Raw genomic sequence first — 24136 nt, forward strand, 5'->3', positions numbered from 1 at the left:
GACCGCCGTGCCATCAAGATGTCAAAGCTTTGTCCAAGGTTTCGCACTGCTGTCGCACGCAAGGGGTTAGGTTGAGCCGGTGGCCAATGAACCTAGCATGCGGATCGGGCGCCTCGCCGAACTCGTCGGCGTCTCGAGCGATGTACTGCGCGTATGGGAGCGCCGGTACGGACTGTTCGAGCCCGAGCGCACGCCCGCAGGATACCGCCTGTACTCCGAGGCCGACCTCGACCTCGCACGCCGGGTGCTCGCCTTGCGGGAGAAAGGCGTGCCGATTTCGGCCGCCGTTTCCGCAGTCACCCAGGGCCGACCGATTCGCTCGGCGAGCGCGGAGCAGGGGTTGCGACTGCGCCGCGAACTCGATTCTGCTGCAGGTGAATTCGACGAGTTCACGTTCGTGTCGGTGCTCGACCGCGCTATCGACGAGTTCGGTGTCGCCGATACCATTCACGACATTCTGATGCCGCACCTGCAGCAGGTGGGCACGGAATGGGAAGCGGGTCGGATCAGCGTCGCGCAGGAACACTTCGTCAGCCATATCGTTCGTCGAAGGGTCGGCTCGCTGGCCAGGCTGGTGGACGACGCGGACGCTCCCATCGCGGTGCTGGCCTGCCCGCCCAAGGAGTTGCATGACATCCCGCTGCTCGCGCTCGGCGTCCTGATGTCCGATGCCGGATGGCGGGTGCGTTACCTCGGCAGCAACACCCCGCTGAAGGACCTCTACGGCGCATGCGAACGACTCGACCCCGACCTCATCATCATGTCGGGCACCCGGCGCACCGTCTTCGAGGCCCGTGCAGGAGCCCTGCGTCGGCTCTCGCAACGCTGGCCGATGGCCATCGGGGGACGAGGCGCGACGCCCTCGGTCGCCGCCGTGATCGGTGCCGACCGCTTGCCCGAACACCTCCGAGACTCAGCCGAATTCCTGCTGACGTCCCGGGATCAATATCGTCGGCCCGCCGCCGGTCAGTAGACACTCCCGGCGTCTGCCGGTCCGTTCACCACGATTGCCTCGGAGGAAGCTTATGAGCTCGTCCCGTCTTGCCCTGGTCACCGGAGCAACCGGCCACGTCGGCGGCCGTTTGGTGCCGGCACTCCTCGACGCGGGTTTCCGCGTGCGGGTGCTCAGTCGTCACCCCGATTCACTTGCGTCGGCATGGGCCGAGCGCGTGGAGGCAGTCGAGGGTGACGCTTGCGAACCTGCTGACCTGGCGAAGTCTCTCGCCGGCGTCGATGTCGCGTACTACCTGCTGCACTCGATGGACGGCGAGGGTGACTTCGAGGAACGCGACCGAGAAATGGCGTCCAGATTCGCCTCTGCTGCAAAGAAGTCCGGCGTCGACCGGATGGTCTACCTGAGCGGACTGCACCCCTCTGGCGAATTGTCGCCGCACCTCGCATCGCGGGTGGAGGTCGGCAAGATCCTGCTCGACTCCGGTGTGCCGACCGCCGTGCTGCAGGCCGGCACCGTGATCGGCGAGGGATCGGCGTCCTTCGACATGCTGCGTCACCTGTCCGAGCGACTGCCGCTGGTCATCGCTCCCCGCTGGCTGAAGAGCAAGATCCAGCCGATCTGCGACGACGACGTCATCCATTACCTCGTCGGCGCGGCTGACTTGCCGCAGGAGGTGAACCGCGCCTTCGACATCGCCGGCCCGGACGTGCTCACCTACGCCGACATGATGCGCCGGTATGCGTCCGCAATCGGGTTGCCAAAGAGGCGGATTGCGACCGTTCCGGTGCTCACGCCGAACCTCGCCGGTCATTGGGTCGGGCTCGTCACCCCCGTGTCGGCAGGGGTCGCCAAGCCGTTGGCCGGGAGCCTGGTGCATGACGCAGTTGCATCGGAGAACGACATCGACGAGTACGTGTCACCGCCCGAGGGTGGACTCGCCGGGTTCGAGGAGTCGGTGCACCGCGCGACCAAGGACGTCGACACCCGCGCGTGGTCGCGTTCGGTCAAGACCTCCGCGGCGATCGTGGGGGTAACAGCCCTTGTGGGTTCGTTGCTGACCGACCCGAACAGCCGCTGGTACAAGAGCCTCGACCTGCCGCCGTGGCAGCCGCCGACCTGGGCCTTCCCGGTCGCGTGGACGACGCTCTACACCACGACCGCGCTCGCGTCCGCCGCGACGATGGCTGAATCGCCTGTGTCGCAGACGAACTCGTACAAGAAGGCGCTCGCTGTCAACATGGTGCTGAACGCGGGGTGGAGCGGTGTGTTCTTCCGGGCACACAAGCCCGCGGCCGCGACGGTCGTGGCCGCTGCATTGGCCGTGAGCAGTGCCGACCTGGCCCGACGTGCTGACGTGTCCAACCGCGGCTTGCGTACGGTCGCGCTCGGTGCCTACGCGGCATGGTGCACCTTCGCCACCGCGCTCAGCGGGGACATCGCCCGCCGCAACTGACGCCGCGATACCGTCGGCGCGTGACTGACGACGTCCCGGTGCAAGGACTGAATGAGGTTCTCGCCCGCCGCTACCTGACCGGTGATGAAGCTCGTGCCGACAAGGTGGCCAAACGTCACGCCCAGGGACGGCGCACCGCCCGCGAGAACATCGCCGACCTCGTCGATGACGGGTCGTTCATCGAGTACGGGCGCTTCGTCACGCCTGCCCAGGAGCAGCGGCGTCCCCTCGCCGACCTCGTGGTCGAGGCGCCGGCCGACGGCATCATCGGCGGCACTGCGACCGTCGACGGTGCGCCGTGTGCGGTGCTGTCCTACGACTACCTGGTCATGGCCGGCACGCAGGGAATGCGCGGGCACCACAAGACCGACCGCCTGGTCGAGACCGCCCTTCGCATGAACGTCCCGACGGTGTTCTTCACCGAAGGCGGCGGGGGACGTCCGGGAGACACCGACCTGCCCGGGGTCTCTTACCTCGACCTCGACCTGTTCGCGATCTGGGGCGCCGCACGCATCCCGAAGATCGCGATCGTCTCGGGACGATGCTTCGCCGGAAATGCAGTGCTCGCCGGATGTGCCGACCTGCGGATCGCCACTCCGGACGCGAACCTCGGCATGGCCGGACCGGCCATGATCGCCGGTGGTGGCCTGGGTCAGTTCGCGCCCGAGGAGATCGGTCCGGTCAACGTCCAGAGCGCGAACGGGGTGCTCGATGTCGTGGCGGAGGACGAAGAGGGAGCCGTCGAGGTCGCCCGGCGCATCCTGGGCTATCTCGGGGCCCGCGCCCACGAACCGGACGCGCCGTCCGAGGAGCAGAATCTCGCCCGGGAGATCCTGCCGCACAACGAACGGGAGTCCTTCGACGTCCATCGGGTTATCGAGACCCTCGCCGACATGGACTCGATCACCTGGCTGCGCTCTGGGTGGGCGCCTGAGCTCGTCACGTGCATCGCACGTGTCGAGGGGATGCCGGTCGGTTTCATCGCCAACCAGTCGACGCACCTCGCCGGGGCGCTGACCACCGCGGCGTCCGCGAAGGGAGCGGACTTCCTCGACCTGTGCGAGCGCTGGCAACTTCCCGTGGTGTCGCTCGTCGACACTCCTGGCTTCATGGTGGGCCCGGACGCCGAGCAGGATGGACTGGTCCGTGAAGCGTCCAGGCTGGTGACCGCCGGCGCGCGGCTCACCACGCCGCTGGTGGGTGTGGTGCTGCGACGCGGGTACGGGCTCGGAGCGCAGGCGATGCTCGGCGGGAGCACGCACCGCCCGCTGCTGACCGTCGCGTGGCCGGACGCCCACCTGGGTCCGATGGGTCTGGAAGGTGCAGTCCGCCTCGGCATGGCCAAGGAGCTCGCCGCTCTGGCGGCCGAGGAGCGTGAACAGACGGTCAAGGAACAGACGGCTCTCATGCAGCAGCACGCCAAGGCGCTCAACGCCGCCCGGGTCTTCGAGATCGACGACGTGATCGACCCGGCCGAAACCAGGTCGTTGATCGCCCGCACCTTCGTTCGAGCACGCTGACTGCTGCGGCCGTGGTCGACCGCTGCGTCCAGGCTCAACCAGCGGTGGTGGATGAGCTCGTAACCTCAGCTGGTTGAGCCGTACGGATGAGGAACGAATCCGTACGCGCCGAAACCGCTCGCGTTCCTCGTTGTTCTCGCCCAGGGCGACTGCGCGTTCTCAGCGGTCCAGGTAGGCGACGAGCTGCGGGGCCAGGCCGACGTAGGTGGCGGGGGTGAGGGCGAGCAGGCGGGCCTGCACCTCCTCGGGCAGGCCGAGTCCGCGGACGAACTCCTGCAGGTCGTCGGAGTTGATCCGACGTCCGCGGGTGAGTTCCTTGAGCCGCTCGTACGGCTGCTCCATCCCGGGAACCCCTTGTGCGCCGAGGGCCCTCATCGCCGACTGGATCGGCTCACCGAGCACCTCCCAGTTCGCGTCGAGGTCGGCCGCCATGGCCACCGGGACGGCGTCGAGGCCGGCCAGGCCACGTCCGGCGTTGTCGATAGCGAGCAGCGAATGGCCGAACGCGGTGCCGATGTTGCGCTGCATCGAGGAGTCGGTGAGGTCACGCTGCAGGCGCGACTGCACGAGGGTGGACGCGAGAACGTCCAGCAGTGCGCTGCTGACCTCGAGGTTCGCCTCGGCGTTCTCGAAGCGGATCGGGTTGACCTTGTGCGGCATCGTCGACGATCCGACCGTGCCCTGGCCGCGCACCTGGGCGAAGTAGCCCATCGAGATGTAGGTCCACACATCCGTGCACAGGTTGTGCAGGATGCGGTTGAACCGGGCGATGTCGCTGTAGAGCTCGGCCTGCCAGTCGTGGCTCTCGATCTGCGTGGTCAGCGGATTCCACTGCAGCCCAAGGCTTTCGACGAACGTCCGGCTGATCTCCACCCAGTCGGTGCTCGGGACTGCGGCGGTGTGGGCGCCGTAGGTGCCGGTCGCACCGTTGATCTTGCCGAGGAATTCCGCTCGCTCGATGCGCTTGAGCTGGCGGCGCAGTCGGTGCGCAAGGACCGCGAGTTCCTTGCCCAGCGTGGTCGGGGTCGCCGGCTGCCCGTGGGTGTGTGCCAGCAGCGGAACGTCCTTGAGGTGGTTCGCCATGGTGGAGACGGCGTCCACCAATGCTTTCGCACGGGGCAGCCAGACCTGCTGGGTCGCACCCTGCACCATCAGCGCGTACGAGAGGTTGTTGATGTCCTCGCTCGTGCACGCGAAGTGGATGAGTTCGGACAGGCCCTTGGCGTCGTCCTCGCCGACGATCGCGGTCAGTCGCCGCTTGAGGAAGTACTCCACCGCCTTGACGTCGTGGACGGTCTCGCGCTCGATCTCGGCGAGTTCAGTGACGTCGTCCTGGTCGAAGTTCTCGACGACGTCACGAAGTTGCTGCTGCTCGGACTCGGTGAGCGTACGGACGCCGGGCACCGCGCCCTGGGCGGTGAGATGGATCAGCCACTCCACCTCGACGTTGACCCGTTGCCGGTTGAGCGCCGCCTCGGACAGGTGGTCGACGAGCGGGGAGACCGCAGCGCGGTAACGACCGTCGAGTGCTCCGAGGGCGATGGGCGGCTGGGTGTCGGCGAGGGAACGCATGGCCCTCATTCTTCCAGCGCCCCCGTACGCCGAGTGGCCGGGATATGAACCAGCGGCCGGGCGATAACCCGGCCACCAGTTCATGACCCGGCCACTCGGCGAAAGGGGGTCAGGCCTCTTCGACCTCGACGATGCCGAACACCTCGCCGTGCTTGGCCTGGATGATCGCCTCCGGACCCATCGGGGAGTCGAAGGTCATCAGGATGAATCCGTCGAGTTCCTGCGCCAATTGCGCCGAGGAGTCGCGGTCGGCGACGCCGAAGTGGGGCAGCCAACTGGCGGACGCATCGTCCGGCAACTGGTCGGCCAGGTGGATGCTGCAGATGCGGGTGCCGTCGGGCAGCGCCGCCACAACGCCGTATTCGTCGGCGTCGACGTAGGTGTAGCCGAAGACCTCGGCGTAGAACGCGCGGGCAGCGCCGAGGTCCTTGGTCAGCAGGGTGCTCCAGGCGACCGTGCCGGCCTCGCCGCTGATCCCGAAGCCGGGGTGCTCACCGCCCTGCCAGAGACCGAAGACCGCGCCGGTCGGGTCGCTGCAGAACGCCATGCGTCCGGATGCACCGACTTCCTGCGGTGGCAGGATGACCTGCCCACCCGCTTGGGCCACGCGCTGGACGAAGGTGTCGACGTCGTCCACCGCGAGGTAGGTGTTCCACACGGTCGGCGCGTTCTCGTCCTGGGTGAGCGTGATCCCCGCAGCCGGGTGGTCGTCCTTCAGACAGATCGCGTAGTCGTCGTCGCCGTCGACGACGCGCCACCCGAACAGGCGCCCGTAGAAATCCTTCGCGTGATGCAGTCCACGGTGCGCCTCCTGGTACGAGCAGTCGACCCAACAGGGGACGCCGTTGGGCCAGGTGCCGGTGTGAATCGCCATGGTGCTCCTTCGTCCGATATCTCGTTCGACCCTATGTCGCGGGCGGGTCGAAGGTGTCGAATCGGTACGGGTTTGGCGGATTCCGACTCGCCGACCTCCTCGAACTGCCTACCCTCGGAACATGCCTGCTGATGCCGCTACCCGGCGCCTGCTCGCTTCCGAACCCTTCGCGCGCTGCCGCCGGATGGCCGAAGACGCAGCCCGTGACGACCACCGACTCCGCGTGTTGCTCGCGGAGGTCGAGATGAAGGTCATCGAGTCGGAGTTCTTGCGGGCCAAGCCGATCGCGGTCAACATCGACATCGCCGCGGCGGTCGTCGAGGCGTTCCTGGAGAGCGGCGAGCCGTACGCGTCCCTGGACGCCACCCGCTCGGCCCGGCTGCGGCTGGTGATCGCCTGCCTGCAGTACCTCGTCATGCCGCACGACGCCATCCCGGACGACAGTAGACACGGCCTGATCGACGACCTCACCGTCGTGCGTTGGGTCGCCCGCGTGGCCTCCGGCTCCGAGGGGCACCCGGTCGACGAACTGGGAGAGTAGGCGCCGGCCGCCCTGGGTGAGGTTGTCACCACGCAGCGGAGAAGTCGGAGACAGCCAGCATCAAGTAGCCGCCGCAGGTGACCAGCCCGAGGAGCACCGCGGTCGAGACCGCGGAGGCGGTCTGGTGAAGGTCGTTCTGCCGGCCCGGGTTTCGCCGACGCCCTGCGTGTCGGGCTCATCGCTGTGACGTGACGGTCTTCAGGTGCTCGACCAGGCCGCGGCAGGCGGCCTCGACCTCGTCCCGGCAGCGGTCGAATCCGACCCCGTCACCGAAGTAGGGGTCGTCGACCTCGTCCTTGTCGGCGTCCGGATCGAACTCACGCAGCAGTCGGATCTGCGCGCTGCCCTTTCCCGCCTCGACCATCTCCGCCACCTCGTCCAGGTGGCCGCGGTCGGCCACGACGATGAGGTCGCGCTCGGTCAGGTCGTCAGCGCTCAATTGACGTGCCCGGTGCGCAGACCCGTCGTAACCGCCGGACGTGAGTGCGGTCAGCGTCCGCGGGTCGGCCGGGTCACCGACGTGCCACCCGCCCGTGCCAGCGGAGTCGACAATCACCTTGTCCGACAAGCCTTCCCGCTCAACGAGCTCACGCAGGATCACCTCGCCCATGGGGGAGCGGCAGATGTTGCCGGTGCAGACGACGCAGACGCGGTACGGATCGGTCATGCCGACGATTGTGTCTCAGACCCGCGTCCAGATGTACGGGGTCGTGGTGGTGACGGCGGTCAGACCGCTGCGTTCGAGGATCGGCTGCGACATCGGGGAGCAGTCGCTTTGCATGAACTTCACTCCGGCTTGCTGTGCGTGCGCCGCCCGAGCCGCGGTCAGCGCGCGATAGATGCCCTGGCCACGGCGGGCAACGTGGGTCACACCGCCCCAGAGGCCCGCGAAGTCGGTGCCCGGCACGATCTCGAGTCGTCCGGCACTGATCACCTCGTCGCCGTCCTCGGCCAGCCACATGGTCGCGTTGCCTCGGGACCGTTCGAGCCGATCGATGGTCTCGACAGCCGTCGCGCCGCCGCCACCGAAAACGGCGTTCTGCAGGTGATTGGCGCGGGTCACGTCGTCGGTGAAGTCACCGGCCACCCCGGCCTGCCGGATGCGTACCCCTGGCGGCAGTTCGACATCCTGCACCAGATGTTCGATCTGGCCGACCATCACGGTCTCCAGTTCCTCGGCCTGGAAGCCCTGCGCGACCAGGCGTTGTCCGAGATCGGCCGGTTGATCGTGCCCCCTGGTCTTCCATTCGAAGCGGGCCACCTCGGTCTCGTCGCGGTAGTGCGCGATGGTGCGTTCGATGAGTTCGTCGAGGTCATCGACGCCGTCGAGCGAGCGATAGGTCGTGAAGCCGCCCCAGCCGAAGACACCGCGTACCAGCGGTCCGTCCTCGGTGAAGGAGAGCGCGCCCACCACCTCCGCGTCCCGTCGAAGTTGGTCGTCGTACGCCTGCAGCAGTCGGGCGATGTCGTCGGTCATGGCGGCCATCATCCTCGGCGATCGGCCGCGAGCCCATCTCTTTTCGGGACGGCTCCCGTCAGAGGCGAATCCAGGTCGGGGCCTGCTCACGGAAGGTTTGCGGAGGGAGGTCACCGGCGCCGCTCGGCACCGCGCCGAGCAATTGACCCTCGGCCAGCGTGCGCAGTCGGTCGACGTTGGTGCGTTCGGCGAGGTCGGGCTGGTCGGATGCCGACCCGATGACGACGCCGACCAGGTCGAGTCCGCGGATGCGGAGTGCTTCCAGCGTGAGTGCCGTGTGGTTGAGGGTGCCGAGTCCGGGCCGAACCACCACGACATAGCCGGTACGGATCCCCTTGGCTTCCAACGGGGTACCCAGATCGGCCAGGGTCGCGCCCTCACTGTCGAGCCGAACGAGCAGCCCGCCGGACCCCTCCACCAGGATGACGTCGTATCGATCGCTCTGCGCCTGTTCGGCGACGCGTTCGGCATGTTCGCCCACCGTCGGGATCGAGGTCTCGGCCAGTTCGGCGGCCACGTCCGGAGCCAGCGGATCGGGCAGCCGCAGGTGCTCGTCGACCTCGACGCCGGCGAGCCGGGCGATCGTTTGCGCATCGCCGTCCTCGTTCTCACCCACGCCGGTCTGGGCGAGCTTGATCGCCAGGACGCGTTGGTCGCGGGCGGCCAGGGCGGCCGCAATGACCGCCGTGGCGACGGTCTTGCCGACCTCTGTGTCGGTGCCGGTGATGACGAGGACAGGTGTGCTCATGCGACCACTGTCGCACCTCGTCCTGCGATGACTCAGGCCTGTTGTGGTTTGCGGTACGGACGTTCCTCGAACAGCGTCATGCGACAGCCCGGGTCGCCGCCACCATGGCTGCGCCGATCTTCTCCACCTCGTCCGGGGAGCAGACGTACGGCGGCATCGCGTAGATCAGGTCTCGGAACGGGCGCAGCCACACGCCGTGTTCCAGAGCGACCCGGGACGCTGCGGCGTGGTCGCGCGGCGCGTCGAGCTGAATGATTCCGACAGCTCCGATCGACCGGACGTCGGCTACTCCCGGCAGTGCACGGGCGGGTTCGATCGCCGAAGACAGCCGTGAGCCAAGCGAATTCACGCGCTCGAGGAGGTCGTCGCCGAGCAGGTCGATGGATGCGGACGCGACCGCACACGCCAACGGGTTCGCCATGAAGGTCGGCCCGTGCATGAGGGCGCCGGCAGGATCGGCCGAGACTGCATCGGCGACCTGCGAGGTGCACAACACTGCGGCAAGGGTCAGATACCCGCCGGTCAACGCCTTTCCGACACACAGGACGTCGGGGACGACGCCGCACCGGTCGGCCGCCCACATCGTGCCGGTACGGCCGAATCCGGTTGCTATCTCGTCGAACACCAGCAGCGCGCCGGATGACCGGGCGAGGTCGCCGAGCACGCGAACCGCCGACGGTGGATGGATCCACATCCCTCCGGCTCCCTGGAGCACCGGCTCGACGATCACCGCGGCGATGTCGTCTGCGTGCTTTTCGAAGAGTGCTCGCGTCTCGACCTCCCAGGCGGAGATGTCGGCGTCCAACCCACCGGGCGGTTGTGGCGCGAAGATCTGCTGCGGCAGCACCCCTCGAAAGAGCGTGTGCATCCCGTTCACCGGGTCGGTGACGCTCATCGGGGACATCGTGTCGCCGTGATACCCGCCACGGATGGTGAACACCTTCGAGCGCGGACGGCCCGCGGCGGCGTGCGCCTGCCAGGCCATCTTCAACGCGACCTCGACGGCGACCGAGCCACTGTCGGCGAAGAACACGTGCTGCAGCGAGTCACCCGGTGCGAGGCGAATGAGCTTGTCGGCCAACGTGATCGCGGGCTGGTGGGTCAATCCACCGAACATGACGTGCGACATGCGGTCGAGTTGCGAGCGGGCGGCCGCGTCCAGTTCCGGTACCGCGTACCCGTGGATCGCGCACCACCACGAGGCCATGGCGTCGATGACCTCGTGGCGCTCGCCGTCGGCTGTCCGCAACCGAAGTCGCACGCCCGACGCCGACTCGACCAGGTGCGTCGTGGTGGGTCGGGTGGCGGATGCGTATGGATGCCAAAGGTGTTCACGGTCGAAGTCGAATAGGTCTGGCGACGGCACCCGCCCATCAAACAGTAGGAGGGTCCGGGTAGCGCCCGGACCCTCCTACCTCGAAGTAATGCGTCAGTCGCGCTTGCGAGTGAGTTTGGCGACGTTGACCGCCAGTTCCAGCAGAACGCGGGCGCCGAAGATCACGGCACCGACGATCGCCAGGTCGGCGAGCATGTTGAGGACGGCCGGGAAGACCTTCATCTTCATCGTGACGTCGTTGTCGCCGTCACCCATGGTGTCGCCCATGAAGCCGTGCAGGATGTCGGTCAGACCCCAGAGGATCGCAGCCGCGCTGATCAGCATGAAGGCGAGCGGCGCGATCTTCTCGGTGAGCGACTTGCTGAACTTGTCGCTGAACATCGCACCGGCGCCGTCGCCACCACCGGAGTTAGCGGTCGGCTGGAAGCCACTCTGGTTGCCCGAACGGCCGGTGCCGTAGGCGGGAGAGTTGTCGCCGTAGGACTGCTGGCCGTAGGACTGCCCGGAGTTCTGTGAACCCTGGCCGTAACCCTGCGCGGCGGACGAACCGCCACCCTGCGACCCCCACTCCTGGGTGGACTGCGAACCGGCCTGGTTGTCGGCCTCGGGCGAACCCCAGTTCTGGCCGAGCGAGCCGCCCTGGCCGCCTGCCTGCTGCTGACCGTACCCCTGGCTCGAACCCTGGCCCGCGTCCCCTTGGCCCCAGTTCTGGCCGGGCGAGCCGCCCTGGCCGTCGTACGACCCGCCTGTCGGCTGTGACATCTGCTTCCTCCTGAAGTCGTGCGGCCTGCCTCGGCCGCTCGGATCAAACCTAGTTCGCTCGCCGCGCCGACGGTGAGGGTTTCCTCGGCGATTCCGCAAAACGGGTCGTTCAACCGCCCTGCAACTCACCGTGCTGGACGCAGGTCGCGCTCCAGTGTGTCGGGGTGACCTGCACCTTCATCCGGCGTTTGCACTTCGTACAGAACCGCGGAGGTTCCTCGGCCGCCAACCATCGTGCGCACACTTCGTGGTCGCCCTCGGCCACCGGCTCACCGCACCGGGCGCAGTAGCGGTCGTCACTCACCACCGGCTCACAGGGACGCGTTCAGTGCCTTGATCGGCATCTGCAACTCGTCGAGCAGTTCGAGGTCCTGCTTGGGATTGCGTCCCAGGGTGGTCAGGTAGTTGCCGACGATGACGGCGTTGATGCCGCCCAGCAGTCCGTCGCGCGTGCCCAGGTCACCGAGGGTCAACTCGCGTCCGCCCGCGTATCGCAGGATCGTCCGCGGCATCGCCAACCGGAATGCCGCGATCGTGCGCAGCGCGTCCTTGGAGTCCATCGGTTCCAGGTCACCGAACGGGGTGCCGGGGCGCGGGTTGAGGAAGTTCAACGGCACCTCGTGTGGCTCGAGTTCGGCCAGCTGCGAAGCCAATTCGGCCCGCTGCTCCAGCGTCTCGCCCATGCCGACCAGGCCGCCGCAGCACAACTCCATGCCGGACGCCTTCACCATCTGGCAGGTGTCCCACCGCTCCTCATAGGAGTGGGTGGTGACGACCCGCGGGAAGAACGACCTCGCGGCCTCGAGGTTGTGGTTGTAACGGTGCACACCCATCTCGACCATCTGGTCGACCTGTTCCTGGGTGAGCATGCCGAGGGACGCCGCGACCTGGATGTCGACCGCTTCCTTGATCGCCTTCACGCCGTCGCGCATCTGCGACATCAGCCGCTCGTCCGGCCCACGGACCGCGGCGACGATGCAGAACTCGGTCGCGCCGGTGGCGGCGGTCTGCTGCGCGGCCTTCACCAACTCGGGGATGTTCAGCCACACGCTGCGCACCGGGGAGGTGAACTGACCGGACTGGCTGCAGAAGTGGCAGTCCTCGGGGCAGCCGCCGGTCTTGAGCGAGACGATTCCCTCGACCTCGACCTCTTCACCGTTGAACTTCAGTCGCACCTCGTGGGCCAGAGCGAGCAGGTCCGGGAGCATCTCGTCCGGCGTGCGCAGCACCTCGACGATCTCGTCGTAGGTGAGTCCTTCGCCCTTGATGAGGACGCGGTCCTGCGCGCGTTCGAGGATCGAGGTGTTCGCTGTGGTGCTGGTCATGGCGCACGATCCTGCCGCAGGCCGGCACAGGGCTTTCGCCGGACCCGCTACTCGGCGGTCACCGGGGCCGGCGTGGCACAACTCACTGAGTGCAAATTTGCACCCTCCGCCCCCAAAGGGCAAATATTGACCAGTGCCCGAATCCAACCTCCATGAGCTCAGCCGGCGCTCGCTGAACAAGCACCGCACTGCCCAGCGGATCACTCGCTGCGCCCAGCGGTTGGCCGCCGATCACGGTTACGACGAGTTCACCCTCGACCAACTCGCCGACGCCGCAGAGGTGTCGCGTCGGACGTTGTTCAACTACTTCCCCACGAAACTCGACGCCGTCCTCGGAGACGGTCCGCGCATCGACGCCGCCACCCTCGCGACGTTCAAAGCGGGTGGGCCTACGGGGGTCCTGATCGACGACTGCGTCGAGATGGTCAAGGTCATGTTCGACGACCCGGAACTCGACCGGGCGGCCATGGTCACGGTGACGCAGTGCTTCGAGCGCAATCCGAAACTCACCCATGAGGCCCTGCAGCGCGCACGTCACCACATCGGTGAGTTCGCCGGCGTGATCGGAGAACGAGAAGACCTGCCGCCCGACCACCCGCGCGTCCGGGTCACGATCGCCACTTTGCTGGCACTGGTCGAAGTGACCATTCAGCAGTTCGTGGCCGACGAGGGCGCCCACTTCTTCAACGAGTTCTACGCCGCCAATCTCCAGGTCGCGCACGACCTGCTCGGCCGCTGACCACGATTCCCGACGACTTCCACCCCCACGAGAAGAAAGAAGCTATGGCTACCTTCCTGTACCGCCTCGGCAGTACGGCCTACCGCAAATGGCCGGTGTTCATCGCCGCCTGGCTGCTGGCCGTGATCGGATTCGGCGCGCTCGCCGGCGCCGTCTCCAAGCCGATGGCCGACTCCTTCAGCATTCCCGGAATTCCTTCGCTCCAGGCGCAGGACATGCAGAAGAAGCTGTTCCCGGACGCCAAGGACGTCGAGAACGCCGCCACGGTCAGCGTCGTGCTGGCCGCGCCCGAGGGCCACTCGCTGCGCGAGGCGAAGTACCAGCAGGCCGCCGGTGCGCTGGTCAAGGACCTCGCCACCGTCCCGCAGATGCCGAAGACGCCGATCGCGCCGCCGGTGCCCGCAGCCGATGCGCAGTACAAGATGGCCGTCCAGGGCGCGATGAAGAACGGTGCTCCGAAGGCCGTCGCCGAGGCGAACGCGAAGGCGCTCCTGCCGCTCTCCGCAGACGGCCGGGTCGGCACGATCACCTTCGATTTAGACGTACCTGCCGTACCGGACGTGAAGCCGGCGACCAAGGACAAGCTGACCGAGGTGCTTCAGAAGCACGCGAAGACCAGCGGCATGCAGATCGAGGTCAACGGTCAGGGCATGCAGGCGATCCCGGAGACCGGCGGCAGTGCTGAGCTGATCGGTATCGCCGTCGCCGCGATCGTCCTGATCATCACCTTCGGCTCGCTCGTGGCCGCCGGTATGCCGATCATCGCCGCCTTCTTCGGTGTCGCGATGGGCATGATCGGGATGTACATCGCTACCGCCTTCACGACCATCGGCACCACCACGCCGATCCTCGCGACGATGATCGGCCTCGCGGTCGGCATCGACTACACGCTGTTCATCCTGGCTCGCTATCGCGCGGAACTGCGGCACACCGAGGATCGTGCGCATGCCGCAGGTCTTGCTGTCGGAAAGGCCGGTTCGGCCGTCGTGTTCGCCGGTCTGACCGTGCTGATCGCCCTGGCGGCGCTCGCCGTCGTCGGCATCCCGTTCCTGACCTCGATGGGTATGGCAGCTGCCGGCACGGTGTTCTTCGCGGTGCTCGTCGCCCTCACCCTGCTGCCCGCGATCCTCGGAATGTTCAAGAGCAAGGCCTTCACCGGACGCGTCCGTCGCCACAAGGACCCGCTGGACGAGGACGGTCGCCCGCTCAACAACGGCGTCCGCTGGGCCCGCTTCCTGGGCAAGAAGCCGGCCGCCATCGTCGCTCTCGTGGTCGTGTTGCTCGGTGCGTTGGCCGTGCCGATGAAGGACCTGCACCTCGCGTTGCCCACCGACTCCACGGCCGCCAAGTCGACCACGCAGCGCAAGGCTGCTGACCTGGTCGCCGGGGCGTTCGGTGAAGGGCGGCAGTCCCCGCTGGTGACCGTCGTGGACGGTTCGTCGCTGAAGACCCCGCAGGAGCGCGTCGCCGCCTACAACAAGGTCGTCCAGTGGGCGGCCGGGCAGGACAACGTCGCGAACGCCCAGATGGTCGCGGTCAACAAGGACATGTCGGGCGCTCAGGTGCTCATCACGCCCAAGACCGCCGGTGACGACACGAAGACCGAGGACCTGCTGCACGCGTTGCGCGGCGGTGAGTCCGGCATCGAGTCGCAGACCAGGACCGACATCGGGATCACCGGTGTGACCGCCATCCAGACGGACGTCTCGGAGCGGCTGACCGAGGCGCTGCCGATCTACCTCGCGGTGGTCATCGGCCTGGCGTTCCTCCTGCTGTTGCTGGTCTTCCGGTCGCTGCTGGTGCCGCTGACCGCGACGCTCGGCTTCCTGCTGTCGGTGCTCGCGACGCTCGGTGCGACCGTGCTGATCTTCCAGGAAGGCACGTTCGGCCTCGTCGAGGGCGCACCGCTGGTGAGCTTCATGCCGATCATCCTGATCGGTCTGGTGTTCGGCCTGGCGATGGATTACCAGGTCTTCCTGGTCACCCGGATGCGGGAGGCGTACGTGCACGGCATGTCGGCCCGCGAGGCGGTGGTCGACGGCTTCCGCCACGGCGCCCGTGTGGTCTCCGCGGCTGCGGCGATCATGATCTCCGTCTTCGCCGCGTTCATCCTGCAGGACAACTCGCTGATCCAATCGATGGGCTTCGCGCTGGCGATCGCGGTCTTCTTCGACGCGTTCGTCATCCGGATGACGCTCATCCCGGCACTCATGTACCTGATGGGCGACAAGGCGTGGTCCCTGCCGAAGTGGCTGGACAAGATCCTGCCGTCGGTCGACGTCGAGGGCGAGAAGCTCGTCGGTATCCACCCGGAGCTGGAGAAGGAACCGGTGCTCGAGGACGACTGATCCTCGGGCCCACACAGCAGGCGGGGTCGCGCCCTTTTTCGGGGGAGGGCGCGACCCGTCGTCATACCCGCCCCAGCCCCGGAAAGACGCACAATTCGGTCGGTCGCACGCGGCATTCTGGATGTGAGTCATGTCACATTCCGTGACCTTCCTGTAACACTCCGTCCACGTGTCGCGTTGATGCCCCTGACCGCATGGTTGCCCGACCGCTCGGACCAATGAGTTGCGTCGGGAGCTGGCACGTTCGCTCGCCGTACCTCCCAGGTGAACGTCGCGTCCGGAACTTCCGGAGCCAGACGAGGCGCCGCGGTGCATGACGAGCCGACCGATCGGAGGCTTGCGTGCGCCTGGTGAGGCAGCAAACCGAAGGGAAGCATTTTGCTCAACAACCGCAAGACCCGAATCTCCACCCTCGCCGTGACGGGCGCCGCTGCCGCGGCTGCCGTGTCGTTCGGTACCGCCGGCGAGGCCAAGGCCGAGACCGTCTGGGACCGCGTCGCACAGTGTGAGTCGGGTGGCAACTGGAGCATCAACACCGGCAACGGCTACTACGGCGGACTGCAGTTCAGCCAGCAGACCTGGAGCGGCTTCGGTGGCTCCGGCTCGCCGGCCAACGCCAGCAAGGCCGAGCAGATCCGTGTCGCCCAGCGCACCCTCGCGGTGCAGGGCCCCGGCGCGTGGCCGGTGTGCTCCGTGCGTGCGGGTCTGACCCGCGCGAACGGTGGCGCCGCCTCCTCGACCGCCCCGGCCCAGGCCGCTCCGCAGCAGCAGACCTCGCGCAGCGCTACGCGCAAGGCTCCGCAGCAGCAGGCTCCGACCTACCAGGCGCCGAAGAAGCAGTACCAGGCACCGAAGAAGAGCTACCAGCAGCAGGCTCCGGTGCAGCAGCAGGCTCCCGTGCAGCAGGCCCCCAAGAAGGTCAAGCAGCACAAGCACGAGGTCACCCGCGCGACCCCGAAGGTGCAGAGCACTGGTGACACCTACACGGTGAAGTCGGGCGACACCCTTGGCAAGATCGCCGAGAAGCTCGGTCTGAACAACTGGAAGTCGCTGTTCCACCTGAACAACGACAAAATCAGCAACCCGCACCTGATCTTCGTCGGCCAGGTCTTCGACATCCCGGCGAACTGATCACCGGGTAGTCACCCCCCTGAACGAATCCCCCGGACGCGTCACGCGGCCGGGGGATTCGTTCTGTCGCGGAACGGTCAGCGGAGCAACGGCGGCAACGGCAGCGCGTACACCCATGCGTCGATCAGGTCGTCGATGCGGACGCCGCTGTGCTCGCCGGCGAACGCCACGAATTCCTGTGTGGACACGTTCTTCCCGTTGTAGGCCTTGACCCAGTCCTGCAGCATCGCGAAGAAGCAGGCGTCGCCCAGACGCTTGCGTACCGCGTGGACGGTGAGCGCGCCGCGCTTGTAGACGCGGTCGTCGAAGACGTCCGCCTGGCCCGGGTCGCCGAGCAACAAATCCTGCGGCTTGCGCGTGAGGCCGGCGTGGTGCTCGGCGGCACGCTCGTCGGTCGAGGGCCCGCCGGACTCCTGTGACCACAGCCACTCGGCGTAGCAGGCGAAGCCCTCGTGCAGCCAGATGTCTTTGAGCGAGTGCATGGTGACCGCGTTGCCGAACCACTGGTGTGACAGTTCGTGCGCGATCAGACGCTGGGCGTCCCATCCGCGGTTGAGGAAGTTCGTGCCGAAGATCGACAGCGACTGTGCCTCGAGCGGGATCTCCAGCGGCTCGTCGGTGACCACGACGCGGTAGACATCGAACGGGTACGGCCCGAAGAGCCGGGTGAAGAACTCCAGCATCGCCGGCTGGTCGGCGAACGCACGCTCGAAGGCGGTGAGTCGCGCCGGCGGCACCGCACCGCTCATCGGGACATCGGCCGACTGCGGCACCTCCACGTACCGCCCGATCTGGACGGTGGCGAGGTAGGGAGCCATCGGCTCGCGTTGTTCGTAGGTCCACACCACGCGTCCGGCGCGGCGGCGGGAGGCGGTGCGGATCCCGTTGCACACCACCAGGTAGTCGGGGTGGGTCGCGACCGTGATGGTGTAAGTGGCCTTGTTCGACGTGCGGTCGTTGCAGGGGAACCAGCTCGGTGCGCCGCCGGGCTGCGCGGCGACGATCGCGCCGTCCGTGAGCTCTTCCCAACCGGCGTCCCCCACCTCGTCCTTCACCGGTACCGGCACGCCGCGGTAGGCGACCGTCAGGCGGATCTCCTCGCCCTTGGCGAGTTCCTTGGCCAGCTTGATCCGCAGCCTTGAGTCGCGGTGGGTGTAGCGGGCCACCCGGACCCCGGAGATCTTGACGACCTTCAACGCGTGCAGGTCGACCACCAGTTCGTCGAGCTTCTTGCAGGCGCGGATGTGCAGCGTCGCCTTGCCGGCGAGGTTGTTGTTCTCGATCGCGTAGTCGAGGTCGAGGTCGTAATGGGTGACCTCGTACGAGGGATCACCGTGCCCGGGCAGGTAAGGATCGACGGGGCTCTTGCTCAGGGGGCTCAACAGGTTTCACCATCTACAGCGGTAGTCATCGGAAGTGGTTGCAGTAGCGACCGGTTCACGGCTGGTCGCCTTCGTTCCATGCACCGATCGGGTTGCCCAACCAGCGGGTCTTGTCGGGCACCGACTCCCCGCGCATGACCAACGACACCGGGCCGACGGTAGCCGACCGACCCAGGGTTGCGGCGGGAAGTATCACGCCGTGCGGGCCGAGCGTCGCGCCTTCCTTGAGCGTCACCGTGTCCATCGACAGGACGCGGTCGTGGAACAGGTGGGTCTGGACGACGCAGCCGCGGCCGACCGTTGCTCCGTCGCGCAGTTCGATCAGGTCGGCCTCGGGCAGCCAGTACGTCTCGCACCAGACGCCGCGTCCGATCTTGGCGCCCATCGTCCGCAGCCAGAGGTTGAGCACGGGGGTGCCGGACGCCGAGCGGGCGAGCCATGGGGCGGCGAGCATCTCGACGAAGGTGTCGGCTAGTTCGTTGCGCCACACGAACGAACTCCACAGCGGGTGTTCACCGCGGCGGATGCGTCCGACCAGCAACCACTTCGACAAGGACGCCAGGCCGGAGGCGATCGCGCCGCCGACCATCAGCACCGGACCGACCAGCACGATCATCGGCACGACGCCCCAGTGACGCTGGATCTCCAGCAACGACGCGGCCACGGCGACACACAGCCCGAAGGCCAGCAACACCGGGACGATGCGGCACAGTTCGACGATGCCGCGGGCGATCCGCAGTCTGCGGGCCGGTCGGAACGTTCGGCTGTCGTCGGTCTTGCTGGACTCTCGACGCAGCTTCACCGGGGGACTGCCCAGCCAGGACGTGCCCGACTTCGGCTTCTCGGACTTGCTCGGTGCGGCGGACAGCACCGCGACGAGGCCGCGCTTGGGCACCTTGCGGCCGGGTGCGGCCATGCCGGAGTTGCCGAGGAAGGCGCGCTTGCCGATCTTGGTGCGGCCGACGCGCAGGCGTCCGTCATGCAGTTCGTAGGGGCCAACGAGGGTGTCGTCGGCGAGGAAGGACGCCTCCCCGACGGTGACCAGCTTGGGGATCATCAGGACGGTGGACGCCTCGACGTCCTTGCCGATGGTGGCACCGAGCGAGCGCAACCAAGCCGGGGTGAGCGCGCTGGAGTAGAGCGGGAACAGCCAGCCGCGCGCTTCGTCCATGAGGCGCAGGGTGCCCCAGGCGCGCAGAGCCTGCCCGCTGTGCACGGGGAACTCACCTTCCTGGAGCTTGGCCTGCAGCAGTCGGGCGAGCAGCCAGATGGACGCGGTGAGAAGGGTCAGTCCGGTCAGTCCACCGGCGACGACCATCGGGACGGCCATCGTCCAGGCCGACCGGTCGTCGAGCACCAGGGAGCCGACGTAGATCGCGGCAGCTGTGGCAAGTACGGGCAGTCCGGCGATCAACAGGGCGAGCGTGCCGTACGCGAGGGTGAAGATCGGCCGGTGCGGAGGGCGGTCAATCTCCCGCGGCTTCATCCTGGCCAGCTTGGTCGCGGGTGCGCCGCTCCAGAACTCCTCGTCCGGCACGGTGCCGAAAACACCTGAGCCCGGGGCGATCTCGCTGCCTCGACCGACGATCGCGCCCGGCGTGAGGGTCGACCGGGTGCCCACCCGGGAGCCCTTGCGGACATGGATCTGCCCGATGTGCAGGCGGTCGCCGTCGAGCCAGTGCCCGGACAGGTCGACCTCCGGCTCGATGGAGGCGTACTGACCGACGGTGAGCATGCCGGTGACCGGCGGGATCGTGTGCAGGTCGGCGTCCTTGCCCACCTTGGCGCCGAGCAGGCGGGCGTACGTCGTCATCCAGGGCGCGCTCGACAGTCGGGTCGCACCGCTCTCCTCGGCGATCTTCTCGGCCAGCCACAGTCGCATGTGGATCTTGCCGCCGCGGGGGTAGTTACCCGGCTTGAGTCCGGCCAGCGTGATGCGAATCAGGCTGGTCGCCAGCAGGATTCGTCCAGGAGGCGTGAGAAAGATCAGCACCAACGGGAGGATCAGCCACCATGACGCCGTTGGGAGATCGCGATCGACCACGAGAGCGGTGAGCTTCGTACCCAGCAGCAACCAGGCGATCCAGCGCATACCGGCCAGGGCCCGCGTGCCGACCAGCCCTACGTGCTGCCCGATCTGTGTCTTGAGTGGAGTCGGCGGGACGGTGCGTTCCCGCACGTTTGCCGGAGCGGCCATCGAATCCAGTTGTGTGGCAAGGGCGCCCACCGTCGGATAGTCGTAGATGTCGGCGACGGTTACCTCGGGATGCGTCTGGCGCAGACGGGACACCAGCTGCGCCGCGGTCAGGCTGCCGCCGCCGGCCTCGAAGAAATCGTCCTTGGGTGTGGCGACCACGACGCCCATGACCTCCAGCCACAGGTCGGCGACCATCTTCGCGGTGCCTTCGAGTTCGACAGACTCCTGCCCGACCGGACGCAGCGTGGGCACGGGCCAGGGGAGTGCGTCGCGGTCGATCTTTCCGCTGGTGCGCGTCGGGAGGGTGTCGACCTCGGCGAGCCGCGGCACCATCGTCGCGGGCAGTTCCGCACGCAGCCGGTCCATCGCCACCGACAGGTCGAAGTCGGGCTTGGTGGTCAGGTAGCCGACCAGGATCTTGTTGCCGGTGCTGGTCGATCGGATCGCCGCCGCGCCGCCGTGCACTCCGGGCAGCGCGGTGAGGGCGGCGTCGATCTCACCGAGTTCGATACGGCGTCCGCCGAGTTTGATCTGGTCGTCCGCGCGACCGGCGAAGAGCAGTCCTTCGGAGTCCTTCACCACGTGGTCACCGGAGCGGTACGCCCGCTCCCAGCCGAGAGTCGGCATCGGTGCGTACTTCTCGGCGTCCTTGGCCGGGTCGAGGTAACGCGCGAGGCCGACCCCGCCGATGATCAGTTCGCCGGTCTCGCCCTCGGCGACCGGGTTGCCGTCGGTGTCGACGACCTCGAGGTCCCACCCGTCGAGCGGGAGGCCGATGCGGACGGGGCCGTCGCCGGTCAGCTGCGCGCCACAGGCGACGACGGTCGCCTCTGTGGGCCCGTAGGTGTTCCAGATCTCGCGGGTCTCGGTGGCGTACCGGGTGCCGAGCTCGGGCGGGCAGGCCTCGCCGCCGAGGATGAGCAGACGCACCTTCGACAGTGCTTCGGCCGGCCACAGGGCCAGCAAAGTCGGCACCGTCGAGACGACCGTGATGTCGTTGGCGATCAACCATGGACCGAGGTCCATCCCCGACTTCACCAACGACCGTGGTGCCGGGACGAGGCAGGCGCCGTACCGCCACGCCAGCCACATCTCCTCACAGGAGGCGTCGAACGCAACGGAGAGACCGGCCATAACTCGGTCGTCCGGGCCGATCGGGCTGTCCTGCAGGAACATTCGTGACTCGGCATCGACGAACGCTGCAGCATTGCGGTGCGTGACCGCGACGCCCTTCGGCTTGCCGGTCGAACCCGACGTGAAGATGATCCAGGCGTCGTCCTCGGTCGTCGGCGGCTCGACCGACTCCTTGGGTTCGGCCTCACGGCGGACGTCGATCGCCAGGTCATCGCCGAGCACGGCAGCCACCTGCGCCTCGCCGAAGACGGTGCGGGCGCGCTCGTCCGGGTCGTCCGCGTCCACCGGCACGTAGGCAGCTCCCGCGGCGATGATGCCGAGGATCGCGACATAGAGGTCGGTCGTGCCGGACTTGATACGGACGCCGACGCGGTCGCCGCGTCCAACCCCGGCGGTGGCGAGCTGCTCGCTGAGTTCGGTGACCCGCTCGTCGAGTTCGGCGTACGTCAGTACCTCGCGCCCGTTGTCGAGGGCGGGCGCGTCCGGGCACTCCTGCACGGTCTCGGCGAAGATGTCGACGAGCGTGCGGGGTGCCGGGGCCAGATCGCCTCGCAATAAGGACACGGATCCATCGCTTTCGTCGGGAGCAGCGGCAATATTGTGCCGGGGTCAGGTGAACGCCGCTGTGTCGGTCGGCATTCGGCCTTCGATGGACGAGGCAGAACCGATTTGCTCGCGTCCATAAACTGATTCACATGGTGGATCCGATCGCAGCCCTGACCTCACACGTCCAGAAGGCCATGGTGGCTGCGCTGGGCGACGAGTTCGCGAACGCCGATCCGGTGATCCGTCCGGCGAACAAGAAGCAGACCAGCGCCGACCTGCAGGTCAACGCGGCGATGGCGCTGGCGAAGAAGGCCGGCAAGAACCCGCGCGAGGTCGCGCAGTCGATCGTCGACCACCTCGACGCGCCCGACCTCGTCGAGTCGGTCGAGATCGCCGGCCCGGGCTTCCTCAACGTGACGCTGAAGTCGCAGTGGATCGCCGCCGCCGCGGCGTCGATGATCGGCGACCCGTCGTTGGGCATGACTGCGCCGCAACAGGAAACGATCGTCATCGACTACTCCTCGCCGAACGCCGCCAAGGAGATGCACGTCGCCCACCTGCGCACCACGGTCGTCGGCGACTCCCTCGCCCGCACGATGGAGTTCCTCGGCCACAAGGTCATTCGCCAGAACCACCTGGGCGACTGGGGCACCGCCTTCGGCATGCTGGTCGAGCATCTCCTCGAGGTCGGCGAGGGCAGCGACGAGGCGAAGCTGCTGACCACCGACCCGAACGCGTTCTATCGGGCCGCGCGGGCGAAGTTCGACGCGTCCGACAAGGGCGAGGCCGATAGCGATTTCGCCACCCGGGCGCGTGCCCGCGTTGCGACCCTGCAGGGCGGCGACGCCGAGAGCCTGCGGCTGTGGCGGGAGATCCTCGAACTGACCAAGGGCTACCTGCGCCGCGTTTACGACGAACTCGACATCACGCTCACCGACGACGACCTCGCCGGGGAGTCGTCGTACAACGACGAGCTCGCCGAGGTGTGCCAGACCATGGAGGACAAGGGCCTCGCGGTGATGAGCGACGGTGCGCTGTGCGTCTTCCAGGACGAGTTCACCGGACGCGACGACAAGCCGGTGCCGCTGATCATCCGCAAGTCGGACGGCGGGTACGGCTACGCCACCACCGACCTGGCCACGATCCGGCGGCGCTCGCTGCAGATGCACGCCGACCGGGCTCTCTACGTCGTCGGGGCCCCGCAGAACCTCCACTTCCGGATGGTGTGGACCGCCGCCGACAAGGCGGGCTGGATCAAGGGCACCGAGCCGATCCACGTGCAGATCGGCAATGTCGTCGGCACCGACGGCAAGATCCTCAAGACCCGGTCGGGCGACCTGGTGTCGCTGCAGTCGCTGGTCGACGCCGCGCTGGAGCGGGCCGCGACCGTGGTGGCCGAGTCGCGTCCCGATCTGGATGAGCAGACGCGGAACACCATCGCCCACCAGGTCGGCATCGCCGCGGTCAAGTACGCCGACCTGTCGGTCAGCCACGACTCCGGTTACACCTTCGACCTCGACCGGATGGTCGCCTTCCAGGGCAACACCGGGCCCTACCTGCAGTACGCGACCGCCCGTATTCGTTCGATCCTGGGCCGTGCGGACGTCGTCGACCCGAAGGGTCCGATCGTGCTCGGCGAGCCGGCCGAGCGCGACCTTGCCCTGAAGGTGCTGGAGTTCGGCTCGGTCGTCAACCAGGTCGGCGAGAGCCTCGAACCGCACAAACTCGCCGCGTACCTGTTCGAGCTGGCGACCACTTTCACCGCGTTCTACGAGGCGTGCCCGGTGCTCAAGGCCGAGGACGCCGCCGTCCGTGACTCGCGTCTCGCGCTGTGCCGGCTGACCCTCGAGGTGCTGACCCGCGGCTTGTCGTTGCTCGGCATCCAGGCGCCCCAGCAGATGTAGGCGCCGTCCTCGGTCCTCCCGACGAGGGCACGCCAGATGCACGAGGGCACTCCGTATACGGAGTGCCCTGATGTGTGATGTCTCGTGACTTCTGGGTGTCCCGGATGTCATGACATTCGGGACACCCGAGTGTCGTGACATCCGGGACACTCATCAGGCATGGCTGATGAGATCTCGCGTGTTGTTCGTGAT

The 24136-nt window shown here is 67.5% G+C and carries 19 protein-coding genes; 8 read left to right on the top strand and 11 right to left on the bottom strand.

Translation table 11 applies throughout. The annotated features are described in order from the left end of the window. Positions 1-79 precede the first annotated feature (79 nt). Genes ACYU8W_RS12885 through ACYU8W_RS12895 form a run of 3 tightly spaced genes read left to right on the top strand, consistent with a single transcriptional unit; the run spans position 80 to position 3928 of the window. Entirely contained in the window at positions 80-973 is an 894-nt protein-coding gene (locus tag ACYU8W_RS12885) for a MerR family transcriptional regulator (RefSeq protein WP_499469634.1), read from the top strand. A 52-nt stretch (positions 974-1025) separates the two neighbouring features. Next, positions 1026-2408: a tryptophan-rich sensory protein gene (locus ACYU8W_RS12890; RefSeq protein ID WP_499469636.1), complete on the top strand. Its 1383-nt coding sequence runs from the start codon at positions 1026-1028 to the stop codon at positions 2406-2408. 20 nt (positions 2409-2428) lie between these two features. Further along, positions 2429-3928, top strand: coding sequence for an acyl-CoA carboxylase subunit beta (locus tag ACYU8W_RS12895; protein WP_499469638.1), 1500 nt, complete (start codon positions 2429-2431; stop codon positions 3926-3928). 159 nt (positions 3929-4087) lie between these two features. On the opposite strand, the gene purB is transcribed toward ACYU8W_RS12895, so the two are convergent. Together purB and ACYU8W_RS12905 are read right to left on the bottom strand one after the other, a co-directional pair. After that, the gene (gene purB, locus ACYU8W_RS12900; RefSeq protein ID WP_499469640.1) at positions 4088-5500 is read right to left on the bottom strand and encodes an adenylosuccinate lyase; all 1413 of its coding nucleotides are present in this window, start codon (positions 5498-5500) and stop codon (positions 4088-4090) included. A gap of 109 nt (positions 5501-5609) precedes the next feature. Next, on the bottom strand, positions 5610-6374 hold the full coding sequence (locus ACYU8W_RS12905) for a VOC family protein (protein WP_499469642.1): 765 nt from the start codon (positions 6372-6374) through the stop codon (positions 5610-5612). 121 nt (positions 6375-6495) lie between these two features. Between ACYU8W_RS12905 and ACYU8W_RS12910 the strand changes: the two genes are divergently transcribed. After that, positions 6496-6915, top strand: a complete 420-nt coding sequence (locus ACYU8W_RS12910) for a YkvA family protein (protein ID WP_499469644.1) — start codon at positions 6496-6498, stop codon at positions 6913-6915. 175 nt (positions 6916-7090) lie between these two features. Here ACYU8W_RS12910 and ACYU8W_RS12915 read toward each other — a convergent pair whose 3' ends face one another. The 7 genes from ACYU8W_RS12915 to bioB all read right to left on the bottom strand — a co-directional run bounded on the left by ACYU8W_RS12915 (position 7091) and on the right by bioB (position 12563). After that, positions 7091-7582 (bottom strand): low molecular weight protein-tyrosine-phosphatase, encoded by a 492-nt coding sequence (locus ACYU8W_RS12915; RefSeq protein ID WP_499469646.1) that lies wholly within the window; start codon positions 7580-7582, stop codon positions 7091-7093. A 15-nt stretch (positions 7583-7597) separates the two neighbouring features. Next, the gene (locus ACYU8W_RS12920; RefSeq protein ID WP_499469648.1) at positions 7598-8392 is read right to left on the bottom strand and encodes a GNAT family N-acetyltransferase; all 795 of its coding nucleotides are present in this window, start codon (positions 8390-8392) and stop codon (positions 7598-7600) included. 58 nt (positions 8393-8450) lie between these two features. Beyond that, positions 8451-9140 (bottom strand): dethiobiotin synthase, encoded by a 690-nt coding sequence (gene bioD, locus ACYU8W_RS12925; protein WP_499469650.1) that lies wholly within the window; start codon positions 9138-9140, stop codon positions 8451-8453. A 76-nt stretch (positions 9141-9216) separates the two neighbouring features. Beyond that, on the bottom strand, positions 9217-10506 hold the full coding sequence (locus ACYU8W_RS12930; protein WP_499469652.1) for an adenosylmethionine--8-amino-7-oxononanoate transaminase: 1290 nt from the start codon (positions 10504-10506) through the stop codon (positions 9217-9219). A 63-nt stretch (positions 10507-10569) separates the two neighbouring features. Then, on the bottom strand, positions 10570-11238 hold the full coding sequence (locus tag ACYU8W_RS12935; protein WP_499469654.1) for a hypothetical protein: 669 nt from the start codon (positions 11236-11238) through the stop codon (positions 10570-10572). A gap of 109 nt (positions 11239-11347) precedes the next feature. Continuing rightward, positions 11348-11542 carry a biotin synthase auxiliary protein BsaP gene (gene bsaP / locus ACYU8W_RS12940; RefSeq protein WP_499469656.1) on the bottom strand — a complete coding sequence of 65 codons (195 nt, stop codon included), beginning with the start codon at positions 11540-11542 and terminating at the stop codon, positions 11348-11350. A gap of 7 nt (positions 11543-11549) precedes the next feature. Then, a complete protein-coding gene (bioB, locus tag ACYU8W_RS12945) occupies positions 11550-12563 on the bottom strand; it encodes a biotin synthase BioB (protein ID WP_499469658.1) in 1014 nt (337 codons plus the stop codon). Positions 12564-12696: 133 nt separating this feature from the next. Here bioB and ACYU8W_RS12950 point away from each other — a divergent pair, with 133 nt between their 5' ends. The 3 genes from ACYU8W_RS12950 (at position 12697) to ACYU8W_RS12960 (ending at position 16781) form a co-directional block, all read left to right on the top strand. Then, positions 12697-13302 carry a TetR family transcriptional regulator gene (locus tag ACYU8W_RS12950; RefSeq protein WP_499469660.1) on the top strand — a complete coding sequence of 202 codons (606 nt, stop codon included), beginning with the start codon at positions 12697-12699 and terminating at the stop codon, positions 13300-13302. 44 nt (positions 13303-13346) lie between these two features. Then, the gene (locus tag ACYU8W_RS12955) at positions 13347-15650 is read left to right on the top strand and encodes an MMPL family transporter (protein ID WP_499469662.1); all 2304 of its coding nucleotides are present in this window, start codon (positions 13347-13349) and stop codon (positions 15648-15650) included. A gap of 378 nt (positions 15651-16028) precedes the next feature. Further along, on the top strand, positions 16029-16781 hold the full coding sequence (locus ACYU8W_RS12960) for a transglycosylase family protein (protein WP_499469664.1): 753 nt from the start codon (positions 16029-16031) through the stop codon (positions 16779-16781). Positions 16782-16858: 77 nt separating this feature from the next. Here ACYU8W_RS12960 and ACYU8W_RS12965 read toward each other — a convergent pair whose 3' ends face one another. Further along, complete coding sequence (locus ACYU8W_RS12965; protein ID WP_499469666.1) at positions 16859-18163, bottom strand: M1 family metallopeptidase; 1305 nt, start codon at positions 18161-18163, stop codon at positions 16859-16861. Between the two features lie 55 nt (positions 18164-18218). After that, on the bottom strand, positions 18219-22058 hold the full coding sequence (locus ACYU8W_RS12970) for a Pls/PosA family non-ribosomal peptide synthetase (RefSeq protein WP_499469668.1): 3840 nt from the start codon (positions 22056-22058) through the stop codon (positions 18219-18221). Positions 22059-22189: 131 nt separating this feature from the next. Here ACYU8W_RS12970 and argS point away from each other — a divergent pair, with 131 nt between their 5' ends. Continuing rightward, entirely contained in the window at positions 22190-23944 is a 1755-nt protein-coding gene (gene argS / locus ACYU8W_RS12975) for an arginine--tRNA ligase (protein ID WP_499469670.1), read from the top strand. The last annotated feature ends 192 nt before the right edge of the window (positions 23945-24136 follow it).

The organism is Yimella radicis, from assembly GCF_054778255.1.

Bases quoted from the DNA above. Each gene is read 5' to 3' on its own strand.
- ACYU8W_RS12955 (WP_499469662.1), top strand. From the start codon at position 13,347: ATGGCTACCTTCCTGTACCGCCTCGGCAGTACGGCCTACCGCAAATGG.
- bioB (WP_499469658.1), bottom strand. From the start codon at position 12,563: ATGACCAGCACCACAGCGAACACCTCGATCCTCGAACGCGCGCAGGAC.
- ACYU8W_RS12935 (WP_499469654.1), bottom strand. From the start codon at position 11,238: ATGTCACAGCCGACAGGCGGGTCGTACGACGGCCAGGGCGGCTCGCCC.
- ACYU8W_RS12915 (WP_499469646.1), bottom strand. From the start codon at position 7,582: ATGACCGATCCGTACCGCGTCTGCGTCGTCTGCACCGGCAACATCTGC.
- argS (WP_499469670.1), top strand. From the start codon at position 22,190: ATGGTGGATCCGATCGCAGCCCTGACCTCACACGTCCAGAAGGCCATG.
- ACYU8W_RS12890 (WP_499469636.1), top strand. From the start codon at position 1,026: ATGAGCTCGTCCCGTCTTGCCCTGGTCACCGGAGCAACCGGCCACGTC.
- ACYU8W_RS12905 (WP_499469642.1), bottom strand. From the start codon at position 6,374: ATGGCGATTCACACCGGCACCTGGCCCAACGGCGTCCCCTGTTGGGTC.
- ACYU8W_RS12910 (WP_499469644.1), top strand. From the start codon at position 6,496: ATGCCTGCTGATGCCGCTACCCGGCGCCTGCTCGCTTCCGAACCCTTC.
- bioD (WP_499469650.1), bottom strand. From the start codon at position 9,140: ATGAGCACACCTGTCCTCGTCATCACCGGCACCGACACAGAGGTCGGC.
- purB (WP_499469640.1), bottom strand. From the start codon at position 5,500: ATGCGTTCCCTCGCCGACACCCAGCCGCCCATCGCCCTCGGAGCACTC.
- ACYU8W_RS12920 (WP_499469648.1), bottom strand. From the start codon at position 8,392: ATGACCGACGACATCGCCCGACTGCTGCAGGCGTACGACGACCAACTT.